Consider the following 15,933-nt stretch of genomic DNA (forward strand, 5'->3'; position numbering starts at 1 on the left):
GATCCCTGTGGGAGCGGGCTTGCCCGCGATGGCGTCCGCTCAGGCACCCTGAATTCCGCGGATACCCCCGATTCCCCCGAGTCCCTGTAAACTCCGCCTTTTTAGCCAGCGCACAGGGAGCTCAAATGTCCGGTTCGATCCTTTATATCCACGGCTTCAACAGCTCGCCGTTGTCGAAGAAGGCCTGCCAGTTGGTCGCGGTGATGGGGCGTCTGGGCCTGAGTGAACAGTTGCGCGTGCCGGCGTTGCACCATCACCCGCGCCAGGCGATAACCCAGCTGGAACAGGCGATTGCCGAACTGGGACGGCCACTGCTGGTCGGCAGCTCGCTCGGCGGCTACTATGCCACTCACCTGGCCGAGCGCCATGGTTTGAAAGCCTTGTTGATCAACCCTGCCGTCGGCCCGCACCGGATGTTCGACGGTTATCTGGGGACGCAGAAAAACCTGTATACAGATGAAGCCTGGGAATTGACCCACGACCACGTGACGGCCCTGGCCGAGCTCGAAGTGCCGGCGCCCCAGGATCCACAGCGTTATCAGGTATGGTTGCAAACCGCTGACGAAACGCTGGACTATCGCCTCGCCCAACAGTATTACCGGGCATGCGCCTTGCGTATCCAGGCCGGCGGCGACCACAGTTTCCAGGGTTTTGCCGCGCAACTGCCGGCCATGCTGAGTTTTGCCGGCATTGGCGCCGATTTGTATCAGGCAATCGATTTCACATCGCTTTGATGCAGTGTCTGTTTTCATCGCTTTCCATATTCACTGAGCACTTTTTTCACTGAAGGACGACGAGACCCCATGGCCACTCCCAGCGCTAGCTCCTATAACGCAGACGCCATCGAAGTCCTCTCGGGCCTCGACCCGGTGCGCAAGCGCCCCGGCATGTACACCGACACCAGTCGGCCGAACCACCTCGCCCAGGAAGTCATCGACAACAGTGTCGACGAAGCCCTGGCCGGGCATGCCAGCTCGGTGCAGGTCATCCTGCATGCCGATCACTCGCTGGAAGTCAGCGATGACGGCCGTGGCATGCCGGTGGATATTCACCCTGAAGAAGGCGTTTCGGGCGTCGAGCTGATCCTCACCAAGCTTCACGCGGGCGGCAAGTTTTCCAACAAGAACTACCAGTTCTCCGGCGGTTTGCACGGGGTGGGTATTTCCGTGGTCAACGCCTTGTCCACCGAAGTGCGGGTACGGGTCAAGCGTGACGGCAACGAGTACCAGATGACCTTCAAGGATGGCTACAAGGCCACCGAGCTGGAAATCATCGGCACTGTCGGCAAGCGCAACACCGGCACCAGCGTGTTCTTCGCGCCGGATCCGAAATACTTCGACTCCCCTAAATTCTCCATCAGCCGCCTCAAGCACGTGCTCAAGGCCAAGGCCGTACTGTGCCCGGGGCTGCTGGTCAGTTTTGAAGACAAGGCCACCGGCGAGAAAGTCGAATGGCATTACGAAGACGGCCTGCGTTCCTATCTTGTGGACGCGGTCACCGAATTCGAACGCCTGCCGGACGAGCCGTTCTGCGGCGCCTTCGCCGGGAACAAGGAAGCGGTCGACTGGGCACTGCTGTGGCTACCCGAAGGTGGCGACGCGGTGCAGGAAAGCTACGTCAACCTGATCCCGACAGCCCAGGGCGGCACTCACGTCAACGGTCTGCGCCAGGGCTTGCTCGATGCGATGCGCGAATTCTGCGAATTCCGCAGCCTGTTGCCGCGCGGCGTGAAGCTGGCGCCGGAGGACGTCTGGGAACGCATTGCCTTCGTGTTGTCGATGAAGATGCAGGAGCCGCAATTCTCCGGCCAGACCAAGGAGCGCCTGTCGTCCCGTGAAGCGGCGGCGTTCGTCTCCGGTGTGGTCAAGGATGCGTTCAGCCTGTGGCTCAACGCCAACCCGGAAACCGGCATGCTGCTGGCGGAGCTGGCGATCAACAATGCCGGTCGTCGCCTCAAGGCCAGCAAGAAGGTCGAGCGCAAACGCATTACCCAGGGCCCGGCGCTACCGGGCAAACTGGCCGACTGTGCCGGGCAGGACCCGATGCGTTCCGAACTGTTCCTGGTGGAAGGTGATTCCGCCGGCGGCTCGGCCAAACAGGCGCGGGACAAAGAGTTCCAGGCGATCCTGCCGTTGCGCGGCAAGATCCTCAACACCTGGGAAGTCGACGGAAGCGAAGTGCTGGCCAGCCAGGAAGTGCACAACATCGCCGTGGCCATCGGTGTCGATCCGGGCGCGGCGGACATGAGCCAGCTGCGCTACGGCAAGATCTGCATCCTCGCCGACGCCGACTCCGACGGCCTGCACATCGCGACATTGCTGTGCGCCTTGTTCGTCCAGCATTTCCGTCCGTTGGTGGATGCCGGTCACGTCTATGTCGCCATGCCGCCGCTGTACCGCATCGACCTGGGCAAAGAGATCTACTACGCCCTCGATGAAGCCGAACGCGATGGCATCCTCGATCGCCTGGTGGCCGAGAAGAAGCGCGGCAAGCCGCAGGTCACCCGATTCAAGGGTCTGGGTGAAATGAACCCGCCGCAGCTGCGTGAAACCACCATGGACCCGAACACCCGGCGCCTGGTGCAGTTGACCCTGGAAGATTTCGAGGCGACCTCGGAAATGATGGACATGCTGCTGGCGAAGAAGCGCGCCGGTGACCGCAAGACCTGGCTGGAGTCCAAGGGCAACCTGGCCGAGGTGCTGGGCTGATGCGTCTGGGCTTTGCCCTGGCCTGTGGGTTGCTGCTGACGTCGATCACGGTCTGTGCCGAACCGGCGCCAGAGTTGCGCCTGTTGTCCGGGCATGTCGTCAACGGCATGCGCGGCGGCAACCTGTCCGGGCTGGCGCAGTGTGGCAACGATCTGTGGGCGGTTTCCGATCGTGACGATGATCAGATTTATCGACTCGATACCCGCGAACCGGACTGGCAGGCTGAAGAGGTGCGCATTGAGGTGCCACCGGTGCCTGACAGCGGTTTGCCCTGGGGGCTGAAGTCCAGCGTCTGGGGGGCTTCGTTCGTGCGTGGCGGCGATCTGGACTTCGAAGGCATCACCTGCGACAGCGCCGGCAATCGCTACATCGTCAGCGAAGGCCATGCCGCAGTCTTGCAGGTGCCGCCAACGGGGTCGCCCGCTTGGCTGAAGATCTCGCCGATGCTGGTGCGCGAGGCTCGGGCCAGAGGCCTGTTGTTGCAATTCAATGCACTGTTCGAAGGGCTGGTGATCAATCCGGCGGGGGATCAGATGTGGCTCGCCGCCGAGCGTCAAGGCCGGGGGCTGCTGATGATCAAGCGCCAGCAGACGTTATGGGATTGCGACGGTGGCTGCGTGCTGCTGAGCGAGGCCGGCATGGAAATGCAACCCGAGCAGTTTCCCCGCGCCAGAGCCGTCTCGCGGGATTTCTCTGACGTGTCGCTGTTCGACGGCAAGCTGTTCACGCTTGAGCGCAACAGCTATCAGATTTGTCGCCGCGATGCACAGACGGCCAAGGTCGAGCGCTGCTGGTCGTACGCCGCCGAGTTGCTGCAGGAAAACCGTCGTTATCCACAGAACTACGGGTTGGAAGAAGCGTTGATCGTGGATGCCGATGGCGCCTGGATCGGTGTCGACAACAACTTTGGTGCGCGTGCCGATGGTGAAGTGCGTCCAGTGGTCTGGCGCTTCGCGGCACCGGAAGGCGGCTGGAGTGCCAAGCCGTGAAACAACAATCGCCGGGTCAGCGCATCGGCCGAGTGTTCATGGTGCTGGCCTGGTGCGCGGCGCTGTTCCTGGCCACGCGGTTTTTCGGCCAGTGGGAAGCGCGGCAGCAAAATCCGAATGTGGTGGTCAGTTCGGAGCAGGGCGAAGGCTTCATTGAAGTGAAGCTGGTCAGCAATGTGCAGGGGCATTTCGTCGCCAGCGGTCAGATCAACGGCCAGCCGGTGGACTTCATGCTCGATACCGGGGCGACCGATGTATCGATCCCTCTGGACCTGGCCAAGCGTTTGAAGCTCGAAGAAGGATTCGGCGTGACCCTGAGCACGGCCAATGGCCTGAGCCAGGGTTATCGCACCCGTATCGAACGCCTGCAACTGGGCGACATCGTGTTGCACGACGTTCGTGCACTGGTGGCCCCGGGGCTGCATGGCGATCAGGTGTTGCTCGGCATGAGCGCACTGAACAAACTTGAATTTACCCAGCGCGGTGGCACCATGCTGCTGCGCCAGACAACGAACCGATGAGGCCCGCATGAGCGACTCCCTTGATCTCAGCCTGGACGGTGTAGAACGCCGGTCACTGGCTGACTTCACCGAAAATGCCTACCTCAACTACTCCATGTACGTGATCATGGACCGTGCCTTGCCGCATATCGGCGACGGCCTGAAACCGGTACAGCGCCGCATCATTTATGCGATGAGCGAGTTGGGGCTGGACGCCGATTCCAAGCACAAGAAGTCGGCGCGTACCGTCGGTGACGTGCTCGGTAAATTCCACCCCCACGGCGACTCGGCCTGCTACGAAGCCATGGTCCTGATGGCCCAGCCGTTCAGCTATCGCTACACGCTGGTCGATGGCCAGGGCAACTGGGGTGCGCCGGATGATCCCAAGTCATTCGCCGCCATGCGTTACACCGAGGCGCGGCTGTCGCGCTATTCCGAAGTGCTGCTCAGCGAACTGGGCCAGGGCACGGCGGACTGGGGGCCGAACTTCGACGGCACGCTGGACGAGCCGCTGGTCTTGCCGGCCCGTCTGCCGAACATTCTGCTCAACGGCACCACCGGTATCGCCGTGGGTATGGCCACCGATGTGCCGCCGCACAACCTGCGCGAAGTCGCCACGGCGTGCGTGCGTTTGCTCGATGAGCCCAAGGCCACGGTCGAACAGCTCTGCGAGCACATCCAGGGTCCGGACTACCCGACCGAAGCGGAAATCATCACGCCGCGCGCCGACCTGCTGAAAATGTATGAAACCGGCAAGGGCTCGGTGCGCATGCGCGCCGTGTATCACATCGAAGACGGCGACATCATCGTCACCGCGCTGCCGCATCAGGTGTCCGGTGCCAAGGTGCTGGAGCAGATCGCTGCGATGATGCAGGCCAAGCCGTCCAAGGCGCCGCAAATCGCCGACCTGCGTGACGAGTCCGACCACGAGAACCCGTGCCGGATCGTGATCATTCCTGGGGCGCGGAAAAACTTCGACCACGACGCCTTGATGCAGCACCTGTTCGCCAGCACCGAGCTGGAGTCGAGCTACCGGGTCAACATCAACATCATCGGCCTGGACGGCAAGCCGCAGCTGAAAAACCTGCGTGCGCTGCTGGTCGAATGGCTGGAGTTCCGGGTGCAGACCGTGCGTCGTCGCCTGCAATTCCGCCTTGATAAGGTCGAGCGTCGCCTGCACCTGTTGGACGGTTTGTTGATCGCTTACCTCAACCTGGACGAAGTGATCCACATCATCCGTACCGAGGAGCACCCGAAAGCCGCGCTGATCGAGCGATTCGCCCTGAGCGAAATCCAGGCCGACTACATCCTCGACACCCGTCTGCGTCAGTTGGCGCGCCTGGAAGAGATGAAGCTGCGTGCCGAGCAGGATGAACTGCTCAAGGAACAAGCCAAGCTGCAAGCCCTGCTGAGCAGCGAAGCCAAGCTCAAGAAGCTGGTGCGCACCGAGCTGATCAAGGACGCCGAAACCTATGGCGACGACCGTCGTTCGCCAATCGTCGAGCGCGCCGAAGCCAAGGCCCTGACCGAACACGATCTGCTGCCGAACGAGAAAGTGACCGTTGTTCTGTCGGAAAAAGGCTGGATTCGCTCCGCCAAAGGCCACGAGATCGATGCCACCGGCCTCTCCTACAAGGCCGGGGACGGTTTCAAGGCGCTGGCAGCCGGGCGCTCCAACCAGTTCGCGGTGTTTATCGACTCCACCGGCCGCAGTTACTCGGTGGCCGCCCACACCTTGCCGTCGGCCCGTGGCCAGGGCGAACCGTTGACCGGTCGCCTGACGCCGCCGCCGGGAGCGAGTTTCGAATGTGTGCTGATGCCCGAAGACGATGCGTTGTATGTCATCGCTTCCGACGCCGGTTACGGTTTCGTGGTCAAGGGTGAAGACCTGCAAGCCAAGAACAAGGCAGGCAAGGCGCTGTTGAGCCTGCCGAACAATGCCAAGGTCATGTTGCCGCGTCCCGTGGCCGATCGTGAGCAGAACTGGCTGGCATCGGTGACGACCGAAGGTCGCCTGTTGATATTCAAGATCAGCGACCTGCCACAATTAGGTAAGGGCAAAGGCAACAAGATCATCGGGATTCCCGGTGAGCGAGTGGCCAGTCGCGAAGAGTATGTGACGGACATCGCTGTATTGCCGGACGGTGCAACGCTGGTGTTGCAGGCCGGTAAACGGACCTTGTCGCTGAAAGCGGACGACCTCGAACACTACAAGGGTGAACGTGGCCGTCGTGGCAATAAACTGCCGCGGGGCTTCCAGAGGGTCGATGCGCTGCTCGTCGAAAACTCGATCAATTGACCGAAGAAGGCGATTTAGAGCCGCCGATCTACGATTTAACCCGTAGTTCGGCGCTTTGCGCTGGAGTCGGAACGCATATTCACGGATGATATGGCCTTTCAAGCGCCGGCACTGCCGCGCGTTCTTCATATTTATTGAGTATTTTCACTGTGATCAGCCTTTTATTGATCACCTGGATGGGACGATGACTGCTCTGCGCCTTCCTTTTATTCTTATGCTCGCCGGCGTTCTTGGCCTGGCGGGTTGCAGCGTTCACCAACCGGTGTCGTTGTATCAACTGGACGCTGGAAGTCCGGTTCAGCCTGCACAGAACGCGGGCATGGCGGTATTGTTGGGCCCGGTCACCGTGGCCGACTACCTGCAACGCGAAACCCTGTTGCAGCGTCAGCCGGATGGCAGCTTGCAGGCTTCGACCGACGGTCGTTGGGCCGGCAGCCTTTCGTCGGATATCGATCAGTTGTTGCTGCGTCAGGTCGCAGGTCACCTGGATAGCCAGCGCGTAGTGCTGGCCCCGGCGACACTGGGCTTCACCCCGGACGTGCAGGTGCTGCTGACCATCACGCGCCTGGACTCGGGTGCAAAGCAACCGGCGATCCTCGACGCGCAATGGCGCCTGATCGACCGTCGCGGGCAGGTCCGCGACAACCGCATCATCCATTTGCAGGAACAGCATGCCGGTACCACGGCGGCTCAGGTCCAGGCACAGGGTGTGTTGCTGCAACGCCTGGCCGAGCAACTGTCGGTGGCGCTCAAGCCGCTGGCCAATCAGCCGCCGATCGCCGAAGTCCCGCGCAAACCGGCCGCCAAGCCGGCAGCACCGGCGGTAGAGCAGGAAAAGCAGCCGAAAATCCCGATGGCCGCGCCTATTCGTACGGATATGGAAGTGTTCCGCTTCTAAGCCCGGATGGATTTGAAACGAAGCCCGCCTTGTGCGGGCTTTGTTGTTTCTGCAGCCGGGAGATCTTCAGGGCCTGTTCTGGCCTCATCGCGGGCAAGCCCGCTCCCACAGTGTCCGCGCCGTACACAAATGATGTGAACGCCCCTGAACCTGTGGGAGCTGGCTTGCCAGCGATGAGGCCAGAGCAGGCAACAAAAAAGCCCGCAGACGATCACTCATCTGCGGGCTATGTGATTGCTTCTGGCGGTTACGCGCGGCGCTCGTGCATCCGCGCCAGTTGCCGCTCCAGCATCGACGGATATGGCTCCATCAACCGCTCCACGCAGCAAGCACCTTCAGGGCTGGCAATCGGGCGGATCCGTGCGCGCTGGCGAATTAATGCGTCGTCGCTGATCTTGCGCTCCACCAGCAGCAGGTTGCGGCTGTGTTGCGACAGGGCCAGGGCGTCCTGGGCGGGGTCGGTCAGCAGCAGGTCGATCTGGCTCAGGCCGAACAGTTCGTCGCCGAGCGTCAGGCCCAGCTGCAATTGCAGGGTGATGCCGCTGTCCGCGACTTCGATCTGCAACTGGTGGCCCAGGGCCCGCAGCAGTTCGCCACAGCAAATGGCGTTGGTCAGGTAATCGTCGCCGCTGTCTTCGGTGTGGAACAGCATCAACGTGCTGCCATCGTTCAGGGTCTCCACTTCGCCTTGATACAGCGAAGCGGCCTGGTCGAGGCAATCGCGATAGCGTTCGAGCAGTTCTTCAAGGCGCGCCCGCGGCAGGCGTCGAAGTTGCTCCTGGGAACCCAGTTGCACCGCCAGCACCGCGCTGTGTTGCGGCACGCTCGGCGTGGCCTTGCGGATCACCGGTTGCGGGGGGCTGCTCAGCGATTCATCGCGCAGATCGGCGAACGGGTCTTCGTCATCGTCGTCTTCAACGGTGCTGACGATCTGCCGTGGCGCAGGCTTGAGCGCGGCTACCGGGCGGCTCTCGTCGAAACTCGGATCGCGCAGGTTGCGGACTTCGAATTCCGGTTCGTCTTCGACGTCGTCGAGTTCGGGTTCCGGCTCCGGCACAGGGGCGGGCTGCGGGGCGAAGTTGGCGTGCAGCTGGCGCGCCAGGTCGCCGATTTCGTCCTGACGGTCGGTGGCCGGGGTGTATTCGTCGATATTGCGCAGCCACACCCGCAATTGCAGCAGCGGCGTGGAGAGATACCGCCCCATGCGCAGGCTCAATGCCAGGGACAGGGCCAGCAGGATCGCGCTGAGGATGCCCATGCTTTGCAGGCTGATGGTCATCGGCTGCTGGAACTGGTCCATGTCCAGGCTGATGCGCAGTTGCCCGGCCGTCACGTCCTGGAAGGTGATCTTGCTCTGGTACATGCCCTCGGCTTCGCCCAGCAGGCCATGCTTTGGCCGCTGGCCGGATTCGGCGAGGATGCGATTGTCCGGGCTGTAGATGGCGGCGTGGGCCACCAGCTTGTTCTTGGTCAGGTTATTGAGCAGCACGTTGAGGCTGAGGATGTCGTTGGACACCAACAGCTCGGTGGCCGAGGTGGCCGTCTGCGTCGTCAGGCTTTCGCCCAGCGCATCCGCCTGCTCGTGCATGGCCTGCTTGAACTGCAAGCCCATCACACCGGCATAGATGACCAGGGCCAGGGCGACCAGGATCACGTTATGGCTGGCGATGCGCAATGCAATCGGTACACGGCGGTGGCGCAGTGCCCGGAAGATCAGCAGGAAGAAGTTATCGGTTTTTACTGGCGTGGGCCGGTTCACTTGAGCTCGGCTCTTTTGTCCGTGAAGTTGACGCGCAGTATAGCGACAGGCCTAGGACCGTCAAAGCGCTCACGGTGCCCGATGGTCACTGAAAGTGGGTAGAATGCGGTTTTTTTCCACCTGCGGGGGTGCGCCTTGCGCGAAATCGTCCTGATAAACATCACGGGAGTCGACCGTCCGGGTCTGACTGCGGCCATTACCGGCGTTCTGGCCCAGGGTGGTGTGAACATTCTCGACATCGGTCAGGCGGTGATCCACGACACCTTGTCGTTCGGCATCCTGGTTGAAATTCCCGACACCGAACAAGGCAAGTCCGTGCTCAAGGACATCCTGTTCAAGGGCTATGAGCTCGATCAACAGGTGCGTTTCACGCCGGTGTCCGAACAGGATTACCAGCAGTGGGTCGGCAACCAGGGCAAAAAACGCCACATCGTGACCCTGTTGACCCGCAAGGTGACAGCCGGGCAGTTGCAGGCCGTGAGCTCAATCACCGCCAAGTATGGCCTGAACATCGACCACATCGATCGCCTGTCCGGGCGCATGCCGCTGGACACCCCGGCCGACAAGGGCAAGGGCTGCATCGAGTTTTCCGTGCGTGGCGAGGCGGCTGATCCGCAGGCGTTGCGTGCCGAATTCCTCAGCGTCGCCCAGGAACTGAACGTCGACATCGCCTTCCAGGAAGATTCGCTGTTCCGTCGCAACCGTCGCCTGGCGGTGTTCGACATGGACTCGACGCTGATCGAAGCCGAAGTGATCGACGAACTGGCCAAGGCGGCTGGCGTCGGTGACAAGGTCTCGGAAATCACCGAGCGGGCGATGGCCGGCGAGCTGGATTTTCGCGCCAGCTTCAAGGAGCGTCTGGCCTTGCTCAAAGGTCTGGACGTCAATGTGCTGGATTCCATCGGCGCCTCGCTGCGCCTGACCGAAGGTGCCGAAACCCTGTTCGCCGAACTCAAGCGCCTGGGCTACAAGACCGCGATCCTGTCGGGTGGCTTTACCTACTTCGCCAAGCAACTGCAGGCCAAGTTGGGTATCGACTATGTGTTCGCCAACGAACTTGAAGTGGTTGACGGCAAGGTCACCGGCGTCGCGGTCGAGCCGATTGTCGATGCGCAGCGCAAGGCTGATCTGCTGAAGGAACTGGCACACAAGGAAGGCTTGCGCCTGGAGCAGACCATTGCGGTCGGCGATGGCGCCAACGACTTGCCGATGCTGGCGATTGCCGGGTTGGGTGTGGCGTTCCGTGCCAAGCCGCTGGTCAAGCAGTCGGCCAAGCAGGCGATCTCGACCCTGGGGCTGGATGGCGTGCTGTATCTGCTGGGCTTCCGCGATCGCGACGGCCAGCTCTAACACTGCAAGCTACTGTAGGAGCCGGCTTGCTGGCGATGGGGCCCTTGAGGACGCCATCGCCAGCAAGCCGGCTCCTACAGGTTTGCATCGGCGGTGGACCAGGTGAGCGCTTAGGCTTTTGGTGAGCCCATACCCTGACCCATCTGCACCGCCGTGCCGGCGGTCATTTCTTCAGCCCACTTGACCTGATCCGGCCCGAACAGCACGACAGCGGTCGAACCCAGCTTGAAGCGACCCAGTTCCGCACCTTTTTCCAGGTGGATCGGCGCACGTGCGGCTTCGTCGTAGCGGAAGGTTTTCAGCTCGCGTTTCGGCGGGGTGACCAGGCCGGCCCAGACGGTTTCGATCGATGCCACGATCATCGCGCCCACCAGCACCACGGCCATCGGCCCGCGCTCGGTGTCGAAAATGCACGCCACGCGCTCGTTGCGGGCGAACAGTTCCGGAACGTTTTCGGCGGTAGTCTGGTTCACCGAGAACAGGCGGCCCGGGATGTAGACCATTTCGCGCAGAGTACCGGCCAGCGGCATGTGCACGCGGTGGTAGTCCTTCGGCGACAGGTAGATGGTCGCGAAGTCACCGCCCATGAACGGCGCAGCATTCGCCGCATCGCCACCCAGCAGTTCCAGCACGCTGAAACTGTGACCCTTGGCCTGGAACACGCGACCGTGCTCGATCGGGCCGAGTTGGCTGATCGCGCCGTCGGCCGGGCTGAGGATCGCGCCCGGGGTCTCGTCCAGCGGGCGGGCACCGTCTTTCAGTGCGCGGGTGAAGAAGGCGTTGAAGTGCTCGTAGGCGGTCAGGTCTTCGACCAATGCCTGGGACATGTCCACCTGATAGCGCTTGGCGAACCAGGCGGTAAAGGCGTTCTTGAACCAGCGCACGCGGCATTCGGCAACGCAGCCGGCCAGTCGCGAGAGCAGGTTGTGGGGTAGCAGGTACTGGCTGATGATAAACAGACGCTTGTTCATTTACTGTCCTTAAAAACCTTAGATCTCTACGGGCGTATCGGGATGGTTGCCCCATTCGCCCCAGGAGCCGGCGTAGCCCTTGACCCGCGGATAACCGAGAGCCTTGGCCACCAGATAGGTGAAGCCAGAACGATGATGGGTCTGGCAGTGGGTAATCACTTCTTTGTCTTTGCTGATCCCGAGTTGTTCGAGGATCTGCGGCATGTCGGTGCGGATGCGCAGCTGGCGCGACTTGTCCATGCCGGCGGTCCATTCGAAATTGACCGCGCCGGGAATGTGCCCGCCCTTGGCTGCCAGGACCTTTTCACCGGAATACTCCAGTGGCCCGCGTGCATCCCAGATGGCCAGGTCGGCGGCGCCGAGACGGCTTTGCAGGTATTCGCGGGTGGCCGTGGGTTCCTCGTGCAAGGTCAGTGGAACCGGGCCGCCCACGGGTGGCGGGATCTGGATCGACATCGGCAAGCCTTCAGCCAGCCAGGCCGGCAGGCCGCCGTCTATATAGTGGTACTGGCTGTGGCCGATGACATCCAGCAACCAGATGAAGCGCCCGGCCCAACCGCCGCCTTCGTCGTCGTACACCACGTAGACCGCGTCGGGGTTGTGGCCCAACTCGCCAAACAGTGTTTCGAGTGCTGCCGGCGGGGGCATCAGCCCCGGGGCCGGGGCCTGGCCGAGCTGCGTGCGTTTCGGATCGACAAAGCGCGCGCCGGGAATGTGCCCTTCGGTATAGCGGGCGGTACTGGTCAAGTCCACCAGGATCAGTTCGCGGGCATCGAGGCGAGGGAGCAAGTCGCTCGGCTCGATCACCAGCGGCAAGCCAGAGAAGTCAGACATGTGAGGTCTCCAGAGCACAAAAGGGAGGATTGTAGCGCAGCCTTATTGGCCTCGGTTGCTAAAGCTGTGCAGGGCTTTTTCAATGCACTGCGCGGTTTTGCCGAAGGCTTGTACGGAAATTTCCGAAAACGGCCCGCCGCCCTGGTCCGCCACGACGATCATGATCACCCGGCCATTGTTGACCAGCGAGCGCAGCAGCAGGTGTTCGCCACTGAACTGCGAACGCAGGCTGTTGGGCAGCAGGGCCGAGAATTGCGCGTTGTTGGCTGGCGTCAGGCGCACCTGGGCCTGTTGCGTGAGCAGGCGTTGCAACACGTTGCTCTGGCTGACCACGAAATTCAGCCCGGCCGCTTCCTTCGCCAGGCCGGCCGTCTGGTGCACGCGCAGGTTGGCGTGGGTGCGGTCGGCCATCAGGATCATCACCCGACGCATGCCGCAGGCCACGAGGGCGTCCCGTGCGGCGATGGTCAAGTGCATGGCATTGGTGAAGCGGCTCGGCTCGACCAGCAATTCGGCGCATTGCCTGCGCCATTTCGCCAGATCTTCGGCCGTGGGTGCCGCGGCCGGCAGCAGTCCGGCGTGGACACGGTTCATGCCCCACGGCCAGATCAGCGATTCGGCGGGGTGCCAGAGGTCGGGCATGGCGTGATTGCGCGCGCTGTTGGCGGCTTGCTGGTGCAACTGTTGTTGCACATCGTCCATCGGCATTTGCAGGTAAAGGCTGGTCAGGTACTGCCAGCGCTCACTGTGCGGACTGTCCCAGGCGTGTTGCGCCGACAGCGCCAGACCGTTGGCCAGCAGCACTGTGTTGGCTGGCTGGTTGAGCCAGCGGCGCAGGGTCGGATCGTCATCGAGGCGGTTCTGCTGGCGCAATGGGTGCTCGCTGTCGCGGGCGATGCGCAGGACTTTGACCAGTTCCCGCTGTTCCGTGAGCAACAGGCGATAACCCTGCTGCACCCAGATCGGCAAGCGCCAGATATCCACCAGGGCCTGGCCGATGTCCAGCAGGCGTACACCAAACAGTTGTTGTTCGACCTTGCGTGCCGACTCACCTTTATGGATGACCCGCAGTTCCCACTCTTCGAGCAGTTTTGGATGGGTCAGCGCCAGCGGCCACAGAGGCGAAAGAAACAGCAGGCTGCCCCAGTGGATGTCCTGCCACAGGCGCGCCAGGCGACTGGCAAAAAAACCGTTGGCCTGTTGCGTGGCGTGCTGGCTGATCATCTGCAGCTGCCGCAAGGCTTTGGGAATCTCGGCGTGAGGTTCGGCGGGCAGGCGCTCGAGCAGCTCTTCGGTGCGCTTGAGGCCAAGGCGGTTGATCGCGATCTCGAGGTTTTCCGCAGGCTCGGTCATGCCGCCGTGGCTGTGCCGGTTGGCCTCGCGAATCACGCTCAAGGCCAGGGCCGGGCTGCCTTGCATGAGGTCGGCGATATCGCGCAGCGAGCTGCGATTGTCGCGGATGGCCTTGCAGACACGGTCGTGGCTGGCTTGCGGAACGGGAAGACGTACGCCATCGAGCAGCTTGATCCAGCCCTCGAGCGTTGTCGGTTTTGGTGTTGGTACGTTCGTTTCGTTAACCATGGTGGGAGGCGATCATCGTCAACATTACCTGTGCCCGGATTGGGTCGAATTAGCTTTTCGCCTGAACTGGCTATAGTCTGGCGCAGTTTTGCCGATAAGTAGAAGAAGAGATTTTTTAACTTCCGAATATGACCTTGAACCCGACTCAGTAAGTGCTCTCCTACCTATGGCTAAAATTATCGGCATCATCGTCGTATTCGCGAGCGTGCTCGGCGGATACGTGCTTTCCCACGGCAAGATTGCCGCCCTGATCCAGCCTTTCGAGGTCATGATTATCGGCGGCGCGGCCCTCGGCGCATTCTTGCAGGCCAACCCCGGCTACATGACGATGCACGTGCTCAAGAAGTCCCTGAGCATGTTCAGTTCGCGGTTCAACCATGCCTTCTACCTGGAAGTGCTGGGCCTGATCTACGAGATCCTCAACAAGAGCCGCCGCGAAGGCATGATGGCCATCGAGGGCGACATCGAAGACGCCGCCGCGAGCCCGATCTTCGCCAAGTACCCGACAGTGCTCAAGGACGAACGCATGACCGCGTTCATCTGCGATTACCTGCGCATCATGTCCTCCGGCAACATGGCTCCGCATGAGCTTGAAGGCCTGTTCGACATGGAGCTGTTCAGCCTCAAGGAAGACCTGGAACACCCATCCCACGCGGTCAACGGCATCGCCGACGCCATGCCCGGTTTCGGTATCGTCGCGGCGGTACTGGGTATCGTGGTGACCATGGCTTCGCTGGGTGAGGGCGACCAGAAGTCCATCGGCCTGCACGTGGGTGCGGCGCTGGTAGGTACCTTCTTCGGTATTCTCGCCGCCTACGGTTTCTTCGGCCCGCTGGCCCATTCCCTGGCCCACGATGCCAAGGAAGAGCTGAACGTCTATGAAGCCATCAAGGCCTCGCTGGTGGCTTCGGCTTCCGGCATGCCGCCATCGCTGGCCGTGGAGTTCGGGCGCAAGGTTCTGTACCCGGCGCACCGTCCAAGCTTCGCCGAGCTGGAACAAGCGGTTCGCGGTCGTTAAGTCATGGAAAATAATCAGCCGATTATTATCAAGCGCGTCAAGCGCATTGCTGGCGGGCACCACGGGGGCGCCTGGAAAATCGCCTTCGCCGACTTCGCCACGGCGATGATGGCGTTCTTCCTGGTGTTGTGGCTGCTGTCCACCGCCACGCCGGAGCAGAAGATTGCCATCGCCGGTTACTTCAAGGACCCGATCGGCTTTTCCGAAAGCGGCACGCCGTACATCATCGATCTGGGCGGCACGCCGACCCTGGCGCCGGAAAACACCCTCAACCCCGAGGTGAAGTCCCAGCCGCAGCCGGACAAGGTCACCGTCGATACCGACCAGGTCGAAGGCATGGCCGAGCAGGTCGAAAAGGAACGCCTCGAACTGTTGCTGCAAGAACTGCAGAACAAGGTCGAAGAAAACCCGCAGATGCAGAAGTTCAAGGATCAGATCCTGTTCGAGATCACTCAGGACGGCCTGCGCATCCAGATCATGGACGCGGAAAACCGCCCGATGTTCGACTCGGGTTCGGCTCGCTTGAAGCCGTATTTCGAAGACATCCTGCTGGCCATGGCCGACACCATCAAGGCAGTGCCGAACAAGATCAGCATCAGCGGCCACACCGATGCCAAGCCCTACACCGGCACCGGCGATTTCGGCAACTGGGAGCTTTCGGCCAACCGTGCCAACGCCGCCCGTCGTGCGCTGGTGGCGGGCAGTTATCCGGATGCACAGGTGGCACGCGTGGTCGGCTATGCCTCGTCGGCCCTGTTTGACCGCGAGCATCCGTTCAACCCGGTCAACCGTCGTATCGACATCGTCGTGCTGACCAAGAAAGCCCAGCGTGCGATCGAAGGGTCGCAGGGCGCAGAGCCGGCACCTGATGCACCGCAAGGTTCGACCGCGCCGGCTGCACCGGTCGACCCGAATGCGCTGCCGGCGGACAAGCAACCGCTGCCGGCCCACGAACTGCGCGAGCGTCTGAACCTGTTCGAAGACCCGGCACCGAAACCGGGAGAGCCAGCCAAGCAGTGACCAACA

General features: G+C 62.0%; 13 protein-coding genes. 9 read left to right on the forward strand and 4 right to left on the reverse strand.

The window, feature by feature from the left end; genetic code table 11:
* Positions 1-125 precede the first annotated feature (125 nt).
* The 6 genes from AB4O16_RS18865 (at position 126) to AB4O16_RS18890 (ending at position 7,394) form a co-directional block, all read left to right on the forward strand.
* Entirely contained in the window at positions 126-734 is a 609-nt protein-coding gene (locus AB4O16_RS18865; RefSeq protein ID WP_460155534.1) for a YqiA/YcfP family alpha/beta fold hydrolase, read from the forward strand.
* A 69-nt stretch (positions 735-803) separates the two neighbouring features.
* Positions 804-2,708, forward strand: a complete 1,905-nt coding sequence (gene parE, locus AB4O16_RS18870) for a DNA topoisomerase IV subunit B (RefSeq protein ID WP_150714639.1) — start codon at positions 804-806, stop codon at positions 2,706-2,708.
* Positions 2,708-3,697: an esterase-like activity of phytase family protein gene (locus tag AB4O16_RS18875; RefSeq protein WP_460155535.1), complete on the forward strand. Its 990-nt coding sequence runs from the start codon at positions 2,708-2,710 to the stop codon at positions 3,695-3,697. The genes parE and AB4O16_RS18875 overlap by 1 nt, the downstream gene beginning before the upstream one ends.
* Positions 3,694-4,218 (forward strand): retropepsin-like aspartic protease family protein, encoded by a 525-nt coding sequence (locus AB4O16_RS18880; protein WP_160390537.1) that lies wholly within the window; start codon positions 3,694-3,696, stop codon positions 4,216-4,218. The genes AB4O16_RS18875 and AB4O16_RS18880 overlap by 4 nt, the downstream gene beginning before the upstream one ends.
* Positions 4,219-4,225: 7 nt before the next feature.
* The gene (gene parC / locus AB4O16_RS18885; protein ID WP_160390536.1) at positions 4,226-6,496 is read left to right on the forward strand and encodes a DNA topoisomerase IV subunit A; all 2,271 of its coding nucleotides are present in this window, start codon (positions 4,226-4,228) and stop codon (positions 6,494-6,496) included.
* A 184-nt stretch (positions 6,497-6,680) separates the two neighbouring features.
* Positions 6,681-7,394, forward strand: a complete 714-nt coding sequence (locus AB4O16_RS18890; protein WP_160390535.1) for a PqiC family protein — start codon at positions 6,681-6,683, stop codon at positions 7,392-7,394.
* A 247-nt stretch (positions 7,395-7,641) separates the two neighbouring features.
* Here the strand turns inward: AB4O16_RS18890 and AB4O16_RS18895 are convergent, their stop codons facing one another.
* The gene (locus AB4O16_RS18895; protein ID WP_460155536.1) at positions 7,642-9,153 is read right to left on the reverse strand and encodes an AhpA/YtjB family protein; all 1,512 of its coding nucleotides are present in this window, start codon (positions 9,151-9,153) and stop codon (positions 7,642-7,644) included.
* A gap of 135 nt (positions 9,154-9,288) precedes the next feature.
* Here AB4O16_RS18895 and serB point away from each other — a divergent pair, with 135 nt between their 5' ends.
* Entirely contained in the window at positions 9,289-10,503 is a 1,215-nt protein-coding gene (gene serB, locus AB4O16_RS18900) for a phosphoserine phosphatase SerB (protein WP_057395688.1), read from the forward strand.
* A gap of 110 nt (positions 10,504-10,613) precedes the next feature.
* Here serB and asd read toward each other — a convergent pair whose 3' ends face one another.
* Genes asd through AB4O16_RS18915 form a run of 3 tightly spaced genes read right to left on the reverse strand, consistent with a single transcriptional unit; the run spans position 10,614 to position 13,889 of the window.
* Positions 10,614-11,474 carry an archaetidylserine decarboxylase gene (asd, locus tag AB4O16_RS18905; RefSeq protein ID WP_160390533.1) on the reverse strand — a complete coding sequence of 287 codons (861 nt, stop codon included), beginning with the start codon at positions 11,472-11,474 and terminating at the stop codon, positions 10,614-10,616.
* A gap of 18 nt (positions 11,475-11,492) precedes the next feature.
* The gene (locus AB4O16_RS18910) at positions 11,493-12,308 is read right to left on the reverse strand and encodes a rhodanese-like domain-containing protein (RefSeq protein ID WP_160390532.1); all 816 of its coding nucleotides are present in this window, start codon (positions 12,306-12,308) and stop codon (positions 11,493-11,495) included.
* Between the two features lie 42 nt (positions 12,309-12,350).
* Positions 12,351-13,889: an HDOD domain-containing protein gene (locus tag AB4O16_RS18915; protein ID WP_460155537.1), complete on the reverse strand. Its 1,539-nt coding sequence runs from the start codon at positions 13,887-13,889 to the stop codon at positions 12,351-12,353.
* 166 nt (positions 13,890-14,055) lie between these two features.
* Here AB4O16_RS18915 and motA point away from each other — a divergent pair, with 166 nt between their 5' ends.
* Positions 14,056-14,907, forward strand: coding sequence for a flagellar motor stator protein MotA (gene motA / locus AB4O16_RS18920; RefSeq protein ID WP_015093220.1), 852 nt, complete (start codon positions 14,056-14,058; stop codon positions 14,905-14,907).
* Positions 14,908-14,910: 3 nt separating this feature from the next.
* Positions 14,911-15,927 carry a flagellar motor protein MotB gene (gene motB / locus AB4O16_RS18925; RefSeq protein WP_160390530.1) on the forward strand — a complete coding sequence of 339 codons (1,017 nt, stop codon included), beginning with the start codon at positions 14,911-14,913 and terminating at the stop codon, positions 15,925-15,927.
* Positions 15,928-15,933 lie beyond the last annotated feature (6 nt).

Source organism: Pseudomonas sp. S2_H10 (assembly GCF_054668285.1).